The following is a 16,456-nucleotide window of genomic DNA, read 5'->3' as shown; positions in this document are numbered from 1 at the left end:
AGATTTTGCGGAAATGAACAAACAATTGCGGGCGGATATGATGCTGGTGCTGGTAACCCTTTGCTGGGGCGTATCTTATTATTTGATGGATGTTTCGCTGACAGATATGGGACCGTTTACGCTCAACGCATACCGGTTCTTGGGCGCCTTTGTTATCGGTGGGCTTTTGAGCTTGCGAAAACTGAAAGGTGTCAACAAACAGACGCTGAAATACAGTCTTTTAATTGGGTCGGTACTGGTCTTTGTTTATATTGGTGCAACCTTTGGCGTCAAATATACGACTCTTTCAAATTCGGGGTTTCTCTGCGCTCTGACGGTGATTTTCGTACCGATTATAGAAATTCTGGTGCTTAGGAAAAAGCCGCAGAAAAAAATCATCTTTGCAGTGACCATGAGTCTTATCGGTATTATGATGCTGACTTTAAAGGACGATTTTTCTATCAATATGGCAAATCTGCGAGGTGATCTTCTTTGTATTTTAGGTGCGACGGCTTATGCCATCGATCTGATATTGACGGAGAAAGCGGTTTCTCATGAAGAGGTTGACGCATTTCAGCTGGGGGTTTTCCAGCTTGGCGTGACTGGCGTTTATATGCTTGTTATGTCGTTTATCTTTGAACAGCCCCATTTGCCGACGACGCCGATGATCTGGGGCAGTGTAATCTTTCTCTCCATATTTTGCACCGGTGTTGCCTTTATCGTGCAGGCCATTGCACAGCAGTATACTACGGCTGCTCACGTGGGCATTATCTTCACCCTGGAACCGGTCTTTGCAGCGGTGGTGGCGTATTTCTTTGCAGGAGAGGTGCTGACTGTAAAATCCTATCTGGGCGCAGTGATTATGATGGCAGCACTTTTTGTAACGGAAATTGATTTTAGCGGAAAGAAGAGGGAGCACGATGAACCAAAGGCTTGAAGCATTGATTTTGCAAAGCCACATGATTCTTGATGTGATGCAGAATGCAGTTTGTATTAAAGATACTAAGGGCAGAACTCTTTATACGAATCAGGCGTATGAAAAGATGATTCGGCGCAGCAGCACGGAGCTTGTAGCAGACGGTCAGGATATTTTTGAAAATAATGTCCCCATTGGAAAGGTCATTGTATATCATGATATATCCGATGTTAATCGGTTGAAGCGTGAACTTGATCGTGTGAATCAAAAGTTGCGCAAGGCGCAGACCAGATACACCTTTAAAGATATTATCGGTCAAAGTGCTTGCCTGCTTCATATCGTTGAAACAGCAAAGGTTGCCTCCATGACGCCAGCAACAATTATGCTTAGAGGGGAAAGCGGTACAGGTAAGGAAATTTTCGCCAATGCGATTCACAATAACAGTCCGAGAAGAAATGAAAAGTTTGTTAAAATTAATTGTTCTTCTTTACCGGAGGAGCTGCTTGAAAGTGAATTGTTCGGATACAAGGAAGGTGCATTTACAGGAGCCCTTAGAGGCGGACGCAAGGGGCTTTTTCAGGAGGCTGACAAGGGAACTCTCTTTCTGGATGAGGTTGGTGATGTTTCTCCCAGAATGCAGGTGAAACTGCTGCGGGCGCTGCAGGAAAAAGAAATCATGCCGGTAGGGGCAGTAGAACCGGTTAAAGTCGATGTGAGAATTATTTGCGCTACTAATAAGCCTCTGGAAAAGATGATAGAAGACGGAAGTTTTAGAGAGGATCTCTATTATCGGCTCAATGTATTTCCTTTGCATATTCCGCCCCTTCGGGAAAGGAAGGAGGATATTCCGTTTATCGTTGAATACCTTCTGCATCAGTATAATGAATTTTATGGAAGAGATGTTAAGTCGATATCGAGAGAAGCTGTGTCACTTTTGCAGCAGGAGGACTGGAACGGCAATGTCAGAGAACTAGAAAATGTTCTTTCAAGAGCGTTTATTAATCTTGATCCAAGTGCTTCATGTCTTGAGGCGCAAGGGATTGAACAAGCGCTTTTTGGGGAATACAGAGTCATGAAGAAAGTGGAAACGCCTGCTTGTGAAAAAGGCGCAGAGCTTCCCGTAAATTTGCATGAGGCTGTTGAAGAGACAGAGAAAAGGTGCATTTTGCAAGCGATACATGCTTACCATGGTGACAAAAATAAAGCAGCTGTAGCCTTAGGCCTTCCGATCAGAACGTTATATTATAAATGTAAAAAGTATGGAATTTGATTTTGCAATTTGTTGCAAAAATGCAATAGTTTGCAGCAAATGTTTGCAAAATGAAGTTCGGGGCAGAAAAAATATGGGGTTAAACATTGGAAAATCGAGCAAAAACAAGTTGGCACAGTCCTTGCTGTAATATATTGCAAAGAAACTTAACAACTTGCATGATATGCACAAGGAGGAAATGAGATGGATCATAACAAAGCTTTAAACGAATTTGCGGCGCAGTACTATGGACAGTTGTCAAGCGCAGTGTATAACACACCTGTAGAAATCAACCCTCAGGATACAGCGCTGGTTATTATTGATGCGCAAAAGTGTGTAACAAAGGAATATTTTGTAGAAGGCTATCGTGCCATGGGAATTGACACAGAACCTCTAATGCCGATTTTGGATCAGCTGGAAGAGAATACAAATAAGGCGCTTTCAAATATTGAGCGTATTCTTACAGCCTGCAGAGAAAAAGGAATTCGCCCGATTCATGTACGTATTCAATCTCTGCTTCCTGATGGTAAGGACACCGGTAGACTGCACGCATCTGCTGGCATGTATTATCCGCCGGGCGGCATGGCATCGGAGTTTTGCGAGGAAGCAAAACCTCTCGATGGGGAGATTATTTTGAATAAGACCTGTTCCGGCATCTGTGTGGGAACCCCGATCGACAGGGTAATGCGCAATTTGGGCATTAAAAAAGTAATCGTGGTGGGATTTTATACAGATCAGTGTGTCAGCACATCGATTCGTGACCTGGCAGACCTTGGGTATGAAGTGGATATGATCGAAGATGCGATGACTGCCATGAGTCAGGAACGTCATGACAGAGCGCTGCAGGGGATCAAATTCATTTACGCGAATTGTGAAATGACAGAGAACCTTTTAGAGAGGATTCATAACTTATAATGTATGAGGCAAAACAGATGAGGTATTTAAAAGAGATAGAAAAGCTTTCAAAACAGAATCACGAAAAGGTGGTTGCTTGGAGACGGAATTTTCACCGCCATCCAGAGCTTTCCTTTGAAGAGTTTGATACATCTGATTATATTGCGGCAGCACTTTCCGATATGGGATATCAGGTGCAGAAAAATATTGGAGGAACGGGGATTATTGCAGATTTGCAAGGCGGCGGGAAAGGTCCTGCGATTGCTTTTCGTGCCGATATGGACGCCCTTCCGATATTGGAGGAAACCGGACTTCCTTTTGAGTCGGAAAAGGCAGGGCTGATGCATGGCTGCGGTCATGACGGGCATATGGCGGTTCTTTTAGGCACGGCACTGCTGCTCTCTCAGATGCAGTCTGCAATCCGGGGAACCATCAGATTTATATTTCAACCGGGCGAAGAGGCAAATGGCGGCGCTAAGTGTGTCATTAACGACGGAGCACTGAAAAAGCCGGATATCGAAGGGATTTTTGGTCTTCATATGATGCCGGATCTGCCTTGCGGAACAATCGGAATTAAAGCGGGTCATCTATCAGCAACAGATGATGAGTTTTTAATTAGAATTCATGGAAGAAGCGCACATTCATCAGAGCCCGAAATGGGAGTAAATGCAGTAGTTGTGGCTTCTCATGTAGTGACTGCACTGGATTCGATTCTTAGCAGCAATGTGGGGCCTTTTCAGGTTGCAACCTTTTCTATTTGTCAAATACAGGGCGGAGAAGCAATCAATGTAATTCCTGATACTGTAGAAATGAAGGGTATGATACGCTGCGTGGAAAAGGGTGACAAGATGAAAATTCGTGCTCGTATGGAAGAGCTTGTAGAACATACAGCAAAGGCTTTCGGCGGGCAGGGCGAAATTGAATTTATACCGGGGTTTCCATCGGTAAATAATGACGGAAGGCTTACTAAAATGGTTATTGATGCAGCAGAACAGGTTTTAGAAAAGAAAGAAGATGTCTATCAAATTGAAAGACCGCATTTGGGTTCAGAGGATTTTGCCTATTATCAGGAAGAGATACCCGGCGTAATGTTTATGCTTGGCTGCGCGCAGGAGGGACAGGAAACGGGGACACTGCACAGCCCGATTCTAAATATCAATGAAGATGCGCTTCTTTATGGAGTGGAAATCTTTGCTGCTGTTGCGATGTCCATGTGCGGAAAATAATCATAGCTTTGCAGGAAAAGAGAAAAAACCTACATTTCATATTTTACAGAAACTGTTTAATATGAAGCGTAGGTTTTTTTATCTGAAATAGGCAGCCGCCTCAGCCTCTTATGAAGCAGGATTCACTCTTGCCTTGATAATCAATATGACAGAGAGAAGCAAAGAAAGCATTTCTAGTGTTACTAGTGTCATCGGCAGGGTGCAGTGCGTTACATAAAAGTTCATCAGCAAAGCAGGTATAACGAGTGCCAAAATTGAAATTAGAAAGAGCAGCCCCTTAATGAATAACCCGATTTTGCAGGTTTTGATATGAAAAGCATTGAATATCCACATGGTCAGGGTCAAATACGGTCTAAAAGCGCATATTTGAAGCAGTGTGGAATCGTAGATATTTGTACTTGGCTGTGCAACATAGAAGTTCCACTCTGCGTATGAAATTCTGCGAAGCTGCGGCTCTGGCAGGACATACTCATTCCTATAAAAATACAGTACGCTGAAAAACAGAATTTGTACTAAAAGTATGCTGATTGTTGCAACGATGAACGAAGCAGAAAGTGTCTTGTGTTTTACTTTTTTCATAGAAAAATTATAACATATTTTTGAATAATATGAAAATTAATAGAAGTTATGATGCCATTACTAAAAATGATAATGTTTCATAAGATAGAGAAGATGACTGAATGTACCCATGAATTAATCTATTAGCAGGAACTGCCGCTTGTTTGTGAAAATACAAACAATTTTCTGTTAATTAATAAATAAATTCCGAACCCATTGCATTCCACTCAAAAAAAAAGTATAATGAAAGCTATAGTTTCAAAAATGGGGAACCACCTTTGTAGCTTTGCAAAGGTACGCTTGTTTTAACAATTCATGGAAACAGGAGGAAACACAAAATGAGTGAAAAATGTTGTTGCTGCGGCGGAAGTCGAAGCGCGCAGTTTAAAGAACTGCAGCCGGTTTTAGACAAGTACGCCAAAGTTCCTGGCAGTCTGATTACAATTTTACAGAAGACCCAGGATATTTATGGATATCTTTCCATCGATGCAATTAATCACATTTCAGAGGCGACCGGCATTAAACCGGCAAAGATTTACGGCGTAGCTACATTCTACGCACAGTTCAGATTACAGCCGATTGGCAAGAATCTGATTATGCTGTGCCAAGGTACAGCTTGCCACGTAAACGGTTCTGAAATGATTGAAGAAGCAGTTTGCGAATATTTAGGCATTCAGGATGGAGAAACTACCGAAGACGGTATCTTCACTCTGAACAATGTAGCCTGTCTTGGCTGCTGCTCTTTAGCACCGGTCATGATGATTCAGAGCGCTGACGGAGATGAAACCTACGGAAATCTTACCAAGGATAAAGTAGTGCAGATTCTGGCTGAAATCAAAGAAAGAGCTTAGGAGGTGCGAGTGTGAAAGTAATTATTGGACAGGGCAGCTGCGGTATTGCCACAGGTGCAAAGAAAACCCAAGCTGAATTTGAAGCCCAGATTGCAAAGCAGGGCGTAAACGTAGATATCGATTTTACTGGCTGCGTTGGTACTTGTTATCTGGAACCGATTGTAGATGTTTATGATGATGCTGGTAAAATGACCAGATATGTCAAGGTACAGCCTGAGAAAGTCGAAAAGATTGTAGAAGAGCATTTAAAAGGTGGAAAGCCTGTTGAAGAATACGCTATTTCTGCTGAGGATGAACAGTTCCTCGAAAAACAGAAGAGAGTCGTTCTCAGACACTGTGGTCTCATCAATCCTGAAAAGATTGACGAATATCTGGCAGTAGGCGGCTACGAAGCAACAAAAAAGGTTGTTACTTCCATGACCCAGGATGAAGTTATCGAAGAAATCAAGGTTTCCGGTCTCAGAGGCAGAGGCGGCGCAGGATTCCCAACTTGGTTCAAGTGGAATGCGGCAAAAGGAAACCCTGGAAAGAACAAATACATCGTATGTAATGCTGACGAAGGTGATCCAGGTGCATTCATGGACAGATCTGTCCTGGAAGGCGACCCGCACGCACTGATTGAAGGTATGATTATCGGCGGTTTTGCTATGGGCGCTACCGAGGGTATTATCTACTGTCGTGCTGAGTATCCGCTGGCGATTAAGAGACTGGAAAACGCCATGGAACAGGCAAGAGAAAAGGGATTCCTGGGTAAGGATATCTTTGGATCTGGCTATGACTTTGACCTCAGAATCAAAGCTGGCGCCGGCGCATTTGTCTGTGGTGAAGAAACTGCGCTAATCGCCTCCCTGGAAGGTGAGAGAGGTATGCCTAGACTGAAACCTCCTTTCCCTGCAGCAAAGGGGTACTGGCAGCAGCCGACCAACATCAACAATGTAGAAACCTTCGCTAACGTGCCATGGATTATCGCAAACGGCGGAGCAGCCTTTGGGGCGATGGGTACAGAGCAGTCCAAGGGAACTAAGGTATTCGCTCTTGCTGGTAAGATTAAGAAGGGCGGACTTGTGGAAGTTCCAATGGGTCTTCCTCTGAAAGACGTTATCTTTGGTATCGGCGGCGGTATCAAACAGGATAAGCAGTTTAAGGCTGTTCAGATGGGCGGACCTTCCGGCGGCTGTATTCCGGCTGATTTGATTGACACTCCGGTTACATACGAAGACATCAACAAGACTGGCGCCATCGTAGGTTCCGGCGGTATGATCGTTATGGACGAAGACACCTGCATGGTAGACATGGCAAGATACTTCCTCGACTTTACAAAGAAAGAATCCTGCGGAAAATGTAATTACTGCAGAATCGGTACCAAGAGAATGCTGGAAATCTTAGAAAGAATCACTGTCGGCGAAGGTAAAGACGGAGATATTGAACTGCTGGAAGAACTGGCAGCTAAGATTAAAGACGGCGCAATGTGCGGTCTGGGTCAAACAGCGCCGAACCCAGTTCTGACTACCATCAAATATTTCAGAAACGAATATGAAGACCATATTTACAATAAAAAGTGTACCGCTAAAGCATGTAAGGAACTGATTTCTTTCGAAATCACTGACGCATGTAAGGGATGTACCCTCTGCTCAAAGAAGTGTCCTGTCGACGCGATTAGCGGAGAAGTAAAGGGTCAGCATGTTATTGACCAGACTAAGTGTATCAAGTGCGGCAAGTGTGCAGAATCCTGTAAGTTTGGCGCTATTGAGAAAAAGTAGGGAGGAGGAATACACATGAATAAATTCAGAATGAATATTGATGGCAAAGAAGTATTTGGACTTCCTGGACAGACCATTTTAGAAGTGGCCAGAGATAATGATATTTTTATCCCTACTCTTTGCTATGATGAAAGAACTACCATTTACGGAGCTTGCGGACTTTGTGTTGTAGAAGTAGAAGGAAACCCTAAACTCTGCAAGGCTTGCGCAACTACAGTTGCTCCTGGCATGGTAGTAATGACAAATACAGACAGAGTCGTAGAGTCCAGAAAGACTAACCTGGAGCTTTTGATTTCCAACCATAACGGTGACTGCAAAGCGCCTTGTGCACAGGCATGTCCTGCAGGAACTGACTGTCAGGGGTATGTGGGTCTGATTGCAAACGGCGAATTTGAAGCTGCAAACGAGCTGATTAAGGATAGAATTCCGCTTCCTGCTTCCATCGGCCGTGTATGTCCGCACCCTTGTGAAGACGCTTGCAGAAGGGGTCTTGTAGATGAACCGATTAGCATTGCTGCCCTGAAGCGCTTTGCTGCTGATTACGACATGATGGAGGATGTTGTATTTGTTCCTGAAATCGAAGATGAAACTGGCAAATCCGTAGCCATTATCGGCGGCGGCCCGATGGGTCTTTCCGCAGCATATTTCCTGAGACAGAAGGGGCACGAAGTAACTATCTTCGACGCAATGCCGAAGCTGGGTGGTATGCTTCGCTACGGTATTCCTGAATACAGACTGCCGAAGGAAGTACTAGATGCAGAAATTGAAATCATCGAATCCATGGGCGTTGAAATCGTACCGAACTGCAAAGTCGGTGAAGATTTATCCTTTGATACAATCAGAGAAGACTACGATGCAGTGCTTCTTGGTATCGGCGCATGGGTATCCACCGGCGTTGGCTGTCCGGGAGAAGACGCTGACGGCGTCATCGGCGGTATCGACTTCCTGAGAAAGGTTGTTAGAAATCAGCACATCGACTTCGGTGAAAAGGTTGCCATCGTCGGCGGCGGTAACACTGCAATGGACGCTTGCAGAACTGCTGTAAGACTGGGTGCTAAAGAAGTTTATAACATTTACAGAAGAACCAAGGACGAAATGCCTGCTGACAGAATTGAGATTGAAGAGGGTGAAGAGGAAGGCGTAATCTTTAAGAACCTGACCAACCCACTGGAAATCATCAAAGATGAAAAGGGTCATGTAAAACAGATGGTACTGCAGGTAATGGAACTGGGTGAGCCTGACGCTTCCGGCAGAAGAAAGCCGATTCCGGTAGAGGGCAAAACGGAAACCATCGATGTAGATACTGTAATTCTGGCAATTGGTCAGGCAGTAGATGCGAGCGCTTTCGATGTAGATAAGACTAGAAAGAATGCTATCGCATACGATCCTGACACCTTCATGACCAGCATTCCTGGCGTATTTGCAGGCGGTGACTGCGGTAATGACAAGATCTCCATCGCAGTAGAAGCTATTGCTGATGCTGGTAAAGCTGCAGTTGTTATCGACTCCTACTTGAACGGCGAAGCTGTAAGCTATGAAAAACCGTTCTTTGTAGAAAGAGATGATATAACTGAAGAGACTTTTGAAGATAGGGAAAGACTCTGTAGAGAGAAAGCTGATCAGCTGACTGCTGCAGAAAGAAAGGATAACTTCTCAGAAGTAATCTTTGACGGATTAACTGAAGATCAAGCGCTGGCAGAGGCTTCCAGATGTCTGGAATGCGGCTGTCACGACTACTTCGAATGTAAGCTGATTGACTACGCAAACGAATACGATGTAGAACCTGAAAGATTTGCAGGAGACAAGAACATGATCGAGTTTACCGATGATCATCCGTTCATCGTGAGAGATCCGAACAAGTGTATCCTTTGCGGACTTTGCGTAAGAGTCTGCGACGAGGTAATGGGCGTAGGTGCACTGGGTCTTGTACAGCGTGGTTTTGATACTGTTGTAAAACCGAACCTGGAAAAACCGTTGGCTGAGTCCGGCTGTGAATCCTGCGGTCAGTGTGTCAGCGTTTGCCCGGTAGGCGCACTGCAGGAAAGACAGACTGTACAGAAGGAAGTTCCTCTCGATGCTGAAATTACAGAAACAACTTGTGCATTCTGCTCTGTCGGCTGTACTTTAGATTTAGAATCCTATGGCGATATGCTGATTAAGGCAAATCCTTCTAAGGAAGGTTATGTCAATGCCGGCATCTGCTGCGGAAAAGGCAAGTGGGGCTTTGATGTGGCTGTATTAGAAGATAAGGAAGTGGATCCGCTTGTAAAAGACGGCGATGACTTCCGCATGACTGATTATCATGAAGCTATTGTGATGGCAGCCAAGAAACTGGAAGCAGTAAAGGTTAGAAACGGGGCTGATTCTATCGCAGTTGCGATTTCTGACAGATACACCAACGAAGAAGCATACGCAATGAAAAAGTTTGCACGTATTGCAGGCGCTAAGACTTTCTGTTTCAACACCAGAAAGAATGCGCTGGATGATGTACTGGGGCTGGATGCTTCTCCAAATACCATCGATGAACTTCTGTCCACAGAAGTGATTCTGGTACCTGGTTTCATCAAGAAGAACAATCCTGTAATCTGGAACAAGATCAAGCAGGCTGCTGAAGCAGGCGCTAAGGTAGTTGCCATCAATACACCGGAAGCGCAGACTTCTTATGCTTTTGCAGAAAAGGTTATCGATACAGACAACAGCACTGCTTTCTTAAAGGGTCTGGCAAAAGCTCTGATTGACATGGGCAAGAAGAGCGATGCTGAAGGCTTTGACGCATTTGCAGCTTCCGTTGCAGACGCTGTAGTTTGCGATGAAATTAAGGTAGTTGCTGAAATGTACGCAAAAGCAAAGAAGGCTATGATTGTCTTCCAGCAGAACGTGCTGTCCTATGAAGCAGCAGCCCTGGTTGCTGAAATTGCGCAGCTGTCCGGTCACATCGGAAAACCTAGAGACGGTATCTTAGCAGTGAAGCCAAAGAATAACTCTCAGGGGCTTGTGGACATGGGCATTCGTGCAGGAGCCGAAGCTATGGAAGGCGTAAAAGGTCTTGTTATCTTCGGTGAAGATCCGATTGCCGCAGGTTTTGACTTGTCTGAGCTGGAATTCCTGATGGTTTCCGATATTTACATGACTGAAACTGCAAAGAAAGCAGATGTATTTATTCCGGGCACTGGCTTTGCAAGCACAGACGGCACTTTCACCAATACTGAAAGAAGACTGCTGCCAGTTGAAGCTGCAATTGTGGAAGATGTTGACTTAAACAACTGGGAAATTGCGGCAGAACTCGCAAACGTGTTCGAAGAAGAATTTGGCTTCGAAGACGAATCAGATATTTCTCTGGAAATGGATGATACGCTGCCGCTGTATAAGTATGCTGAAATCGGTGAAGTACTGGGCGGCGTGCTGGCTCCGGTAAATCCTGTGTTTATCCCTGCGGCTGATGCAAAGATGGTAGATGAATTGCCATCAACTGACGCCCTGATGAACATCATGAATGAAAGATTACCTGAAGTCGTATCCCCAACCGCGTAAGAGGTTGGCGGAACGTCTCATGCGAGGTGCGACCAAGAAAACAAGCGAAAGCGAAGTTTGATTGGAATCGCACTACTGCGGAAGCCGTGCCTGCAACGCGCTAACGAAAGTTAGATGCGGCGCCAGGCAGCGAAGGTTGTTTCGGCAACTTTTGAAAGAAAATAGTAAGATAAAAACACTGCTGTCCCAAAGAAGAACGCTGGGACAGCAGTGTTTTATTGTTCATTAGTTATTCAGTTCCTCAAATAGTTGCTCTTTATAGACAGGATCCTTTAGTGCCTTTCTAAGGTCTTCGATCCGATCTTGGTTCAGAAGGTATTCTATCAGTTTCTTCTCAGATTCGGCTTGCATTTTTTCAGCTTCAGCCTGTTTTTTCTCGACTTCAGCCTGCTGCCTTTTAGCTTCAACAACCTGCAGAGCCTTTTCAGATTCTTCCAGCATTTGCTTGCATTTTTCAAATGCGGTGGCGGTTCGTACCCATTCATCGTAAAGTGTCATTCTGCTCCGCACCTCCTTTTCGTTTTCCATGGTTTTCACTGCGCTTTGCAGGCGCAGCAGCCATGAATCTGACTTTGGCACAATATCTTCTTCCAGATACTGAAATAGATTTTTTAATTGGCAAGGAATATCGTCTTTGCTGCACTTACTGTTTAGAAATATTGTAACTTGACCGTCATCTAAATGCAAGTGATTTTTATCGTCAATCATTTGAAATGAGTAGATAGGCTCATCTTGCCCAAGCAAATCAAATAAACAGATAAAGATGACATATCCCGGTCTAAGCTCCCTATATTCCTGACCACGCGCAAGAGAATCGACCGCTGCAACAGCGTGATAGTAGCGACTGCGCTGAGGAAGTTCTTTGGTATCGGCAGCTTGACATTCCACATCAAACCAGGTGTCGTCATCTTCAAACAAGACGTCGAAACGAACTGATTTTGCGTATGGATTAATCATAATGGAATGCTCAGTGTGGAGAATCGTCTCCGCTGAAAAGATTTGAATTTCATCTTCGTAGTCGTGAAGATGAAGCCTGCGAACCCTTTTTTCCGGCAAGATGCGGGCGAGAAGACCTCGGAATAGCTCCTCATCTTTCATGACCGTGCTGAACATAACCGGATTACAAAGGGCGCTGGGTGTTTTTTTCTTTGTCATAATTGACCTCCTTACATAAAAAGAACGGCTGATAAAGCCGTTCCCATCGAAAAAATATAAAATGTAGAAATAGAAAAAGGCAAGAGGGCAGATGCGAAAATCGCAGAAGGTCCAACTCGCCTTGTACCATAATATTATATCACAGATTCCCGGCTTTGTTCCAAAAAATATCTGACAAGTTAGGAGCGGCGGGTAGAAGCAACCTGCAGCGGGATAAAGAACAAAATATGTGGATAACTTCCTTGTTGACAAATTTTAAAAAACGTGAAATGATTGAAATCACTAATGTACAAGCTGTAAAGTTTTCCACATGAATAAGTTGAAAAAATTGTATACAATTTGGAAATAATTGTGCATAAGGTGTTTGGTGGTGTATTTTCTGCCAGATTTTTGGTGTGGAAAATTCCTTTAGCAAATGAAAGAAGAAAGGGGATTTTGTTCGGTTTTCGAAAAAAGATATTTCTGAATTTATGTTAGATTATAAAACTAAACTTGTGTTAAAAAATAAACTTTTTTAATATTTTTTGTATACTTTGACAAGAATTGAGCTGGATGCTATAATATAACATGTAATATTTTGGAGCATTTAGGTTTCAAAAAGGAAATGAATGGAGGTTAGTTTGAATGGATAGACTTTACGTGAAGTCGAAGGACCGTGCCCAAAGAGCGGTAGAAGGGCTTTACAAAGATTTGGAGCGCAGAATTGCAGCAAGTCCGGCAGGTCAGTGTCCTGTAGATATGGCGGCAGCGTTTTTAAAGCTATGCCATGCACAGAGCTGCGGCAAATGCGTTCCATGCAGGACAGGACTTGGGCAGCTGCAGAATATGCTGGAAGATATTCTGTCCATGGACACGAATTTGGATTTGAGCATTTTAGACACGCTTGAGAGAACTGCAAAGGCCATCAAGGTGTCTGCGGATTGCGCCATTGGCTTTGAAGCAGCGTCTATGGTACTGCGCGGTTTGGAAGGCTTTAGAGAAGACTACGAGTCTCATATTCTCAACCACGCCTGTGCAGATAATGTAATCAATCATAGAGAATCCGTACCATGCAGAGGAGCCTGTCCGGCGGGTGTAGATGTCCCCGGCTATACAGCGCTTGTTCATGCGGGAAGATATGACGATGCGGTACGCCTTATCAGAAAAGATAATCCGTTCCCAACGGTATGCGCGTTGATTTGTGAACACCCTTGTGAGGACAAGTGCAGAAGAAATATCATTGATGCGCCGATTAATATCAGAGGCCTGAAGCGCTTTGCAGTGGACAACTGCTCCAAAAGCGTACCGGTTCCGGAGAAAATGGATCACACAGGAAAGAAGATTGCAGTAGTTGGCGGCGGTCCGTCAGGACTTTCCGCAGCATATTTTTTATCCATCATGGGTCACGATGTAACAGTATTTGAAAAAAGAGCCCAGCTTGGAGGTATGCTTCGTTACGGGATTCCAAGCTATCGCTTGCCGAGAGAAAGACTGCAGTGGGATATCGACGCCATCGCGTCCACTGGCGTAGAATTCCGCACAGACTCTGACGTGGAGTCCGAGGAAGCCATCAGGGAGATCAAAGAAAACTACGATGCTATGTATTTGTCCATCGGTTCCCACAACCATAAGAACCTGGGCATTCCGGGCGAATACGCAAAGGGCGTAGTGCCTGCTGTGGAGATGCTCCGAGGTATTGGCGATGATGCAATGCCGGACTTCAATGGAAAATCTGTTATCATTGTCGGCGGCGGAAATGTTGCCATGGATGTAGCCAGAACAGCCAAGAGGTTGGGTGCCAGTGAGGTATGCATCGTTTACAGAAGGAGACGGGACGACATGACGGCACTGCCTGATGAAATCGGCGGTGCAGTAGCTGAAGGCTGTCAGTTGATGGAATTAATGGCACCGTCTGAAATTATTGTAGATAAGAACGGCAATGTTAAGGGGCTTTATGTGCAGCCGCAGATTGCAGGTGAGGCAGATAAGTCCGGAAGACCAAGACCCGTGGCAGCGGATCTGCCAAGAGTAAAAATGCGGTGCGATATTGTTATTTCTGCCATCGGACAAGCTACAGACTTTACATTCTTTGAACAGTATGGGGTGCCGGTATTCAGAGGAAATATCAAAACAGAGAAATCCAGCGTTGTAGACAAAGTGCAGGGCATTTATGCTGGAGGAGATTGCGTAACTGGTCCGTCGACCGTAATCAATGCTGTAGCTGCTGGTAAGGTTGCAGCAGCCAATATTGACAATTACCTTGGATATAATCATGAGATTACAGTAGATATAGACATTCCTGTACCGCCAGTGCAGGATCAGAAGGCAAGAGGCAGAATTGAATTAAAAGAACGATATGCTTCAGAACGAGGTGGCGACTTTGGCGCAGTAGAACTTCCAATGACCAGAGAGGAATCTCTGGCAGAATCATCAAGATGTCTGCGCTGCGACGCCTGCGGATTTGGTTCATTTAGAGGAGGCAGAATAGAAAAATGGTAAAGTTAAAAATTGATGGGCAGCAAATTGCAGTACCTGCTGGTACTACAATTTTAGATGCTGCTGCAAGAGTAGGAATTAAAATTCCACATCTCTGTTATTTAAAAGATATCAATGAAATCGGCGCCTGCAGAGTCTGTCTGGTCGAGAAAGTCGGCATGGAAAAGCTGGTCACCGCTTGTAATACAGAAGTAGAAGAGGGTGTTGAGATTCTGACTAACAGCCCAAAGGTCAGAGAAGTTAGACGAATTAATGTAGAATTGATTCTTTCAGATCATGACTGTAAATGTGTCCAGTGCGTCAAGAGCGGAAACTGTACCTTGCAGAAGATTGCCAATGACCTTGGCATTATTGAACAGCCTTATAAAGATGTACATGAAAAGACAAGATGGGATTTTGAATTGCCGCTGATTCGTGAAGCATCCAAGTGTGTGAAATGTATGCGATGTGTACAGATTTGTGATAAAGTGCAGGGATTGAATGTCTGGGACATTAATGGTTCTGGCTATAGAGCTTCTGTGGGGGTATCCAATAATCGCAAGATAACAGAAGCGGATTGTGCTCTTTGCGGACAGTGCATTACCCATTGCCCGGTAGGTGCGCTTAGAGAAAGGGATGATTTGCGTCTTCTCAGAGACGCTCTTGCAGATCCTGAGAAAATCACCATGGTACAGATTGCGCCAGCGGTGAGAACTGCCTGGGGCGAGGGAATCGGTATTTCCAAGACAGAGGCGACCACCGGAAAAATGGTCAGCGCATTGCGCAGAATTGGATTTGATTATATCTTTGACACTACATACAGCGCGGACCTTACAATTATGGAAGAGGGCAGCGAATTTATCGAGAGATTTACCCACAAGGAGCAGTATAGCTGGCCGATGTTTACTTCTTGCTGTCCGGGGTGGGTTCGGTTTGTCAAAACCCAGTATCCGGAATATGTGAAGAATCTGTCTACGGCAAAATCACCGCAGCAGATGTTTGGGGCGATGGCGAAAACCTACATTGCGCAGAAGCTGGGTATTGATCCGGAAAAAATTTTCTCAGTGTCTATTATGCCATGTCTTTCCAAGAAATATGAAAAAGGCGTGCCGCAGGTGGATGATGCAGGTCATGGAAAAGATGTGGATTTAGTACTGACCACCAGAGAGATGGACAGACTGATTCGTGCTGATAATATCCAGGCTCATGACCTGAAAGAGGAAGAGTTTGATGAAATCTTTGGAGAAGGATCTGGAGCAGGGGTTATCTTCGGCGCTACAGGCGGCGTTATGGAAGCGGCTCTTCGAAGTGCATATTTCCTTATAACAGGAGAAAATCCGGAGGTCGACAGCTTTAAGAGCGTTCGCGGTATGGACGGCTGGAAGGAAGCTACCTTTGAAATCAAAGGCATGAAGGTAAAAGTGGCAGTTGCCAGCGGTCTAGGCAATACCGGTAAACTGATGGAGGCGATAAAGCAGGGAGAAGTTGATTATGACTTTGTTGAGATCATGGCATGTCCTGGTGGCTGTGTCGGTGGAGGCGGACAGCCGGTCAAAGATGGCTATGAGTTTGCAGAAGCCAGAGGAGAAATTCTCTATGGATTGGACAAATTCTCAAATCTCAAATTTTCTCATGAAAATTCAGCTGTGCAGCTTACCTATGAGGAATTCCTGGGAGAGCCTAATTCCCATAGAGCACATCAGCTGCTGCATACCAATTTAGAAGATTGGGATTTAGAGATGAACAGATAATTAAAGTAGGCTGCCTTGATATTATTAGGGCAGCCTCGCTGTTTCTGCACCATTTTGGGATAAAACTGCGATTATGGTGCACTTTGATTTTTGGCGATTATAAAATCTGCACCATTTTTTCTTAAATCGATA

The 16,456-nt window shown here is 44.6% G+C and carries 11 protein-coding genes; 9 read left to right on the top strand and 2 right to left on the bottom strand.

All coding sequences use genetic code 11. From position 1 onward, the window contains the following. Nucleotides 1-13 precede the first annotated feature (13 nt). From D1155_RS10680 to D1155_RS10665, 4 genes are all read left to right on the top strand, one after another. A complete protein-coding gene (locus D1155_RS10680; protein WP_160202396.1) occupies nucleotides 14-916 on the top strand; it encodes a DMT family transporter in 903 nt (300 codons plus the stop codon). After that, a complete protein-coding gene (locus D1155_RS10675) occupies nucleotides 900-2,165 on the top strand; it encodes a sigma 54-interacting transcriptional regulator (RefSeq protein WP_160202395.1) in 1,266 nt (421 codons plus the stop codon). Before D1155_RS10680 ends, D1155_RS10675 begins: the two co-directional genes overlap by 17 nt. Nucleotides 2,166-2,348: 183 nt before the next feature. Then, a complete protein-coding gene (locus D1155_RS10670; RefSeq protein ID WP_160202394.1) occupies nucleotides 2,349-3,059 on the top strand; it encodes an isochorismatase family cysteine hydrolase in 711 nt (236 codons plus the stop codon). Between the two features lie 17 nt (nucleotides 3,060-3,076). Then, entirely contained in the window at nucleotides 3,077-4,264 is a 1,188-nt protein-coding gene (locus tag D1155_RS10665) for a M20 family metallopeptidase (protein WP_160202393.1), read from the top strand. 108 nt (nucleotides 4,265-4,372) lie between these two features. Here D1155_RS10665 and D1155_RS10660 read toward each other — a convergent pair whose 3' ends face one another. Then, a complete protein-coding gene (locus D1155_RS10660) occupies nucleotides 4,373-4,843 on the bottom strand; it encodes a hypothetical protein (protein ID WP_160202392.1) in 471 nt (156 codons plus the stop codon). Between the two features lie 317 nt (nucleotides 4,844-5,160). On the opposite strand from D1155_RS10660, the gene nuoE reads away from it, so the two are divergent. The 3 genes from nuoE to D1155_RS10645 are packed head-to-tail and all read left to right on the top strand — an operon-like array spanning nucleotide 5,161 to nucleotide 10,964. After that, the gene (nuoE, locus tag D1155_RS10655) at nucleotides 5,161-5,673 is read left to right on the top strand and encodes an NADH-quinone oxidoreductase subunit NuoE (protein ID WP_160202391.1); all 513 of its coding nucleotides are present in this window, start codon (nucleotides 5,161-5,163) and stop codon (nucleotides 5,671-5,673) included. Nucleotides 5,674-5,684: 11 nt separating this feature from the next. After that, the gene (locus D1155_RS10650) at nucleotides 5,685-7,433 is read left to right on the top strand and encodes an NADH-ubiquinone oxidoreductase-F iron-sulfur binding region domain-containing protein (RefSeq protein WP_160202390.1); all 1,749 of its coding nucleotides are present in this window, start codon (nucleotides 5,685-5,687) and stop codon (nucleotides 7,431-7,433) included. Nucleotides 7,434-7,448: 15 nt separating this feature from the next. After that, nucleotides 7,449-10,964, top strand: a complete 3,516-nt coding sequence (locus D1155_RS10645) for an FAD-dependent oxidoreductase (protein ID WP_160202389.1) — start codon at nucleotides 7,449-7,451, stop codon at nucleotides 10,962-10,964. 225 nt (nucleotides 10,965-11,189) lie between these two features. Here the strand turns inward: D1155_RS10645 and D1155_RS10640 are convergent, their stop codons facing one another. After that, entirely contained in the window at nucleotides 11,190-12,119 is a 930-nt protein-coding gene (locus D1155_RS10640) for an Rpn family recombination-promoting nuclease/putative transposase (RefSeq protein WP_160202388.1), read from the bottom strand. 624 nt (nucleotides 12,120-12,743) lie between these two features. Between D1155_RS10640 and D1155_RS10635 the strand changes: the two genes are divergently transcribed. Both D1155_RS10635 and D1155_RS10630 read left to right on the top strand, forming a co-directional pair. Continuing rightward, entirely contained in the window at nucleotides 12,744-14,597 is a 1,854-nt protein-coding gene (locus D1155_RS10635; RefSeq protein WP_160202387.1) for an NAD(P)-binding protein, read from the top strand. Next, a complete protein-coding gene (locus D1155_RS10630; RefSeq protein WP_160202386.1) occupies nucleotides 14,591-16,324 on the top strand; it encodes an NADH-dependent [FeFe] hydrogenase, group A6 in 1,734 nt (577 codons plus the stop codon). The genes D1155_RS10635 and D1155_RS10630 overlap by 7 nt, the downstream gene beginning before the upstream one ends. Nucleotides 16,325-16,456: the final 132 nt, after the last annotated feature.

Origin of the sequence: Anaerotruncus sp. 80 (assembly GCF_009936115.1) — a bacterium.
In the GTDB taxonomy this organism is placed as follows: Bacteria; Bacillota; Clostridia; order Peptostreptococcales; family Anaerovoracaceae; genus Senimuribacter; species Senimuribacter intestinalis.
Note: the sequence above shows the minus strand (reverse complement) of the source record. Positions and strands in the feature narration are given on the sequence as shown.

Excerpts from the sequence above, each read along its gene's own strand:
- D1155_RS10640 (WP_160202388.1), bottom strand. The coding sequence starts at position 12,119 with ATGACAAAGAAAAAAACACCCAGCGCCCTTTGTAATCCGGTTATGTTC.
- D1155_RS10645 (WP_160202389.1), top strand. The coding sequence starts at position 7,449 with ATGAATAAATTCAGAATGAATATTGATGGCAAAGAAGTATTTGGACTT.
- nuoE (WP_160202391.1), top strand. The coding sequence starts at position 5,161 with ATGAGTGAAAAATGTTGTTGCTGCGGCGGAAGTCGAAGCGCGCAGTTT.
- D1155_RS10680 (WP_160202396.1), top strand. The coding sequence starts at position 14 with ATGAACAAACAATTGCGGGCGGATATGATGCTGGTGCTGGTAACCCTT.
- D1155_RS10670 (WP_160202394.1), top strand. The coding sequence starts at position 2,349 with ATGGATCATAACAAAGCTTTAAACGAATTTGCGGCGCAGTACTATGGA.
- D1155_RS10675 (WP_160202395.1), top strand. The coding sequence starts at position 900 with ATGAACCAAAGGCTTGAAGCATTGATTTTGCAAAGCCACATGATTCTT.
- D1155_RS10630 (WP_160202386.1), top strand. The coding sequence starts at position 14,591 with ATGGTAAAGTTAAAAATTGATGGGCAGCAAATTGCAGTACCTGCTGGT.
- D1155_RS10660 (WP_160202392.1), bottom strand. The coding sequence starts at position 4,843 with ATGAAAAAAGTAAAACACAAGACACTTTCTGCTTCGTTCATCGTTGCA.
- D1155_RS10635 (WP_160202387.1), top strand. The coding sequence starts at position 12,744 with ATGGATAGACTTTACGTGAAGTCGAAGGACCGTGCCCAAAGAGCGGTA.
- D1155_RS10665 (WP_160202393.1), top strand. The coding sequence starts at position 3,077 with ATGAGGTATTTAAAAGAGATAGAAAAGCTTTCAAAACAGAATCACGAA.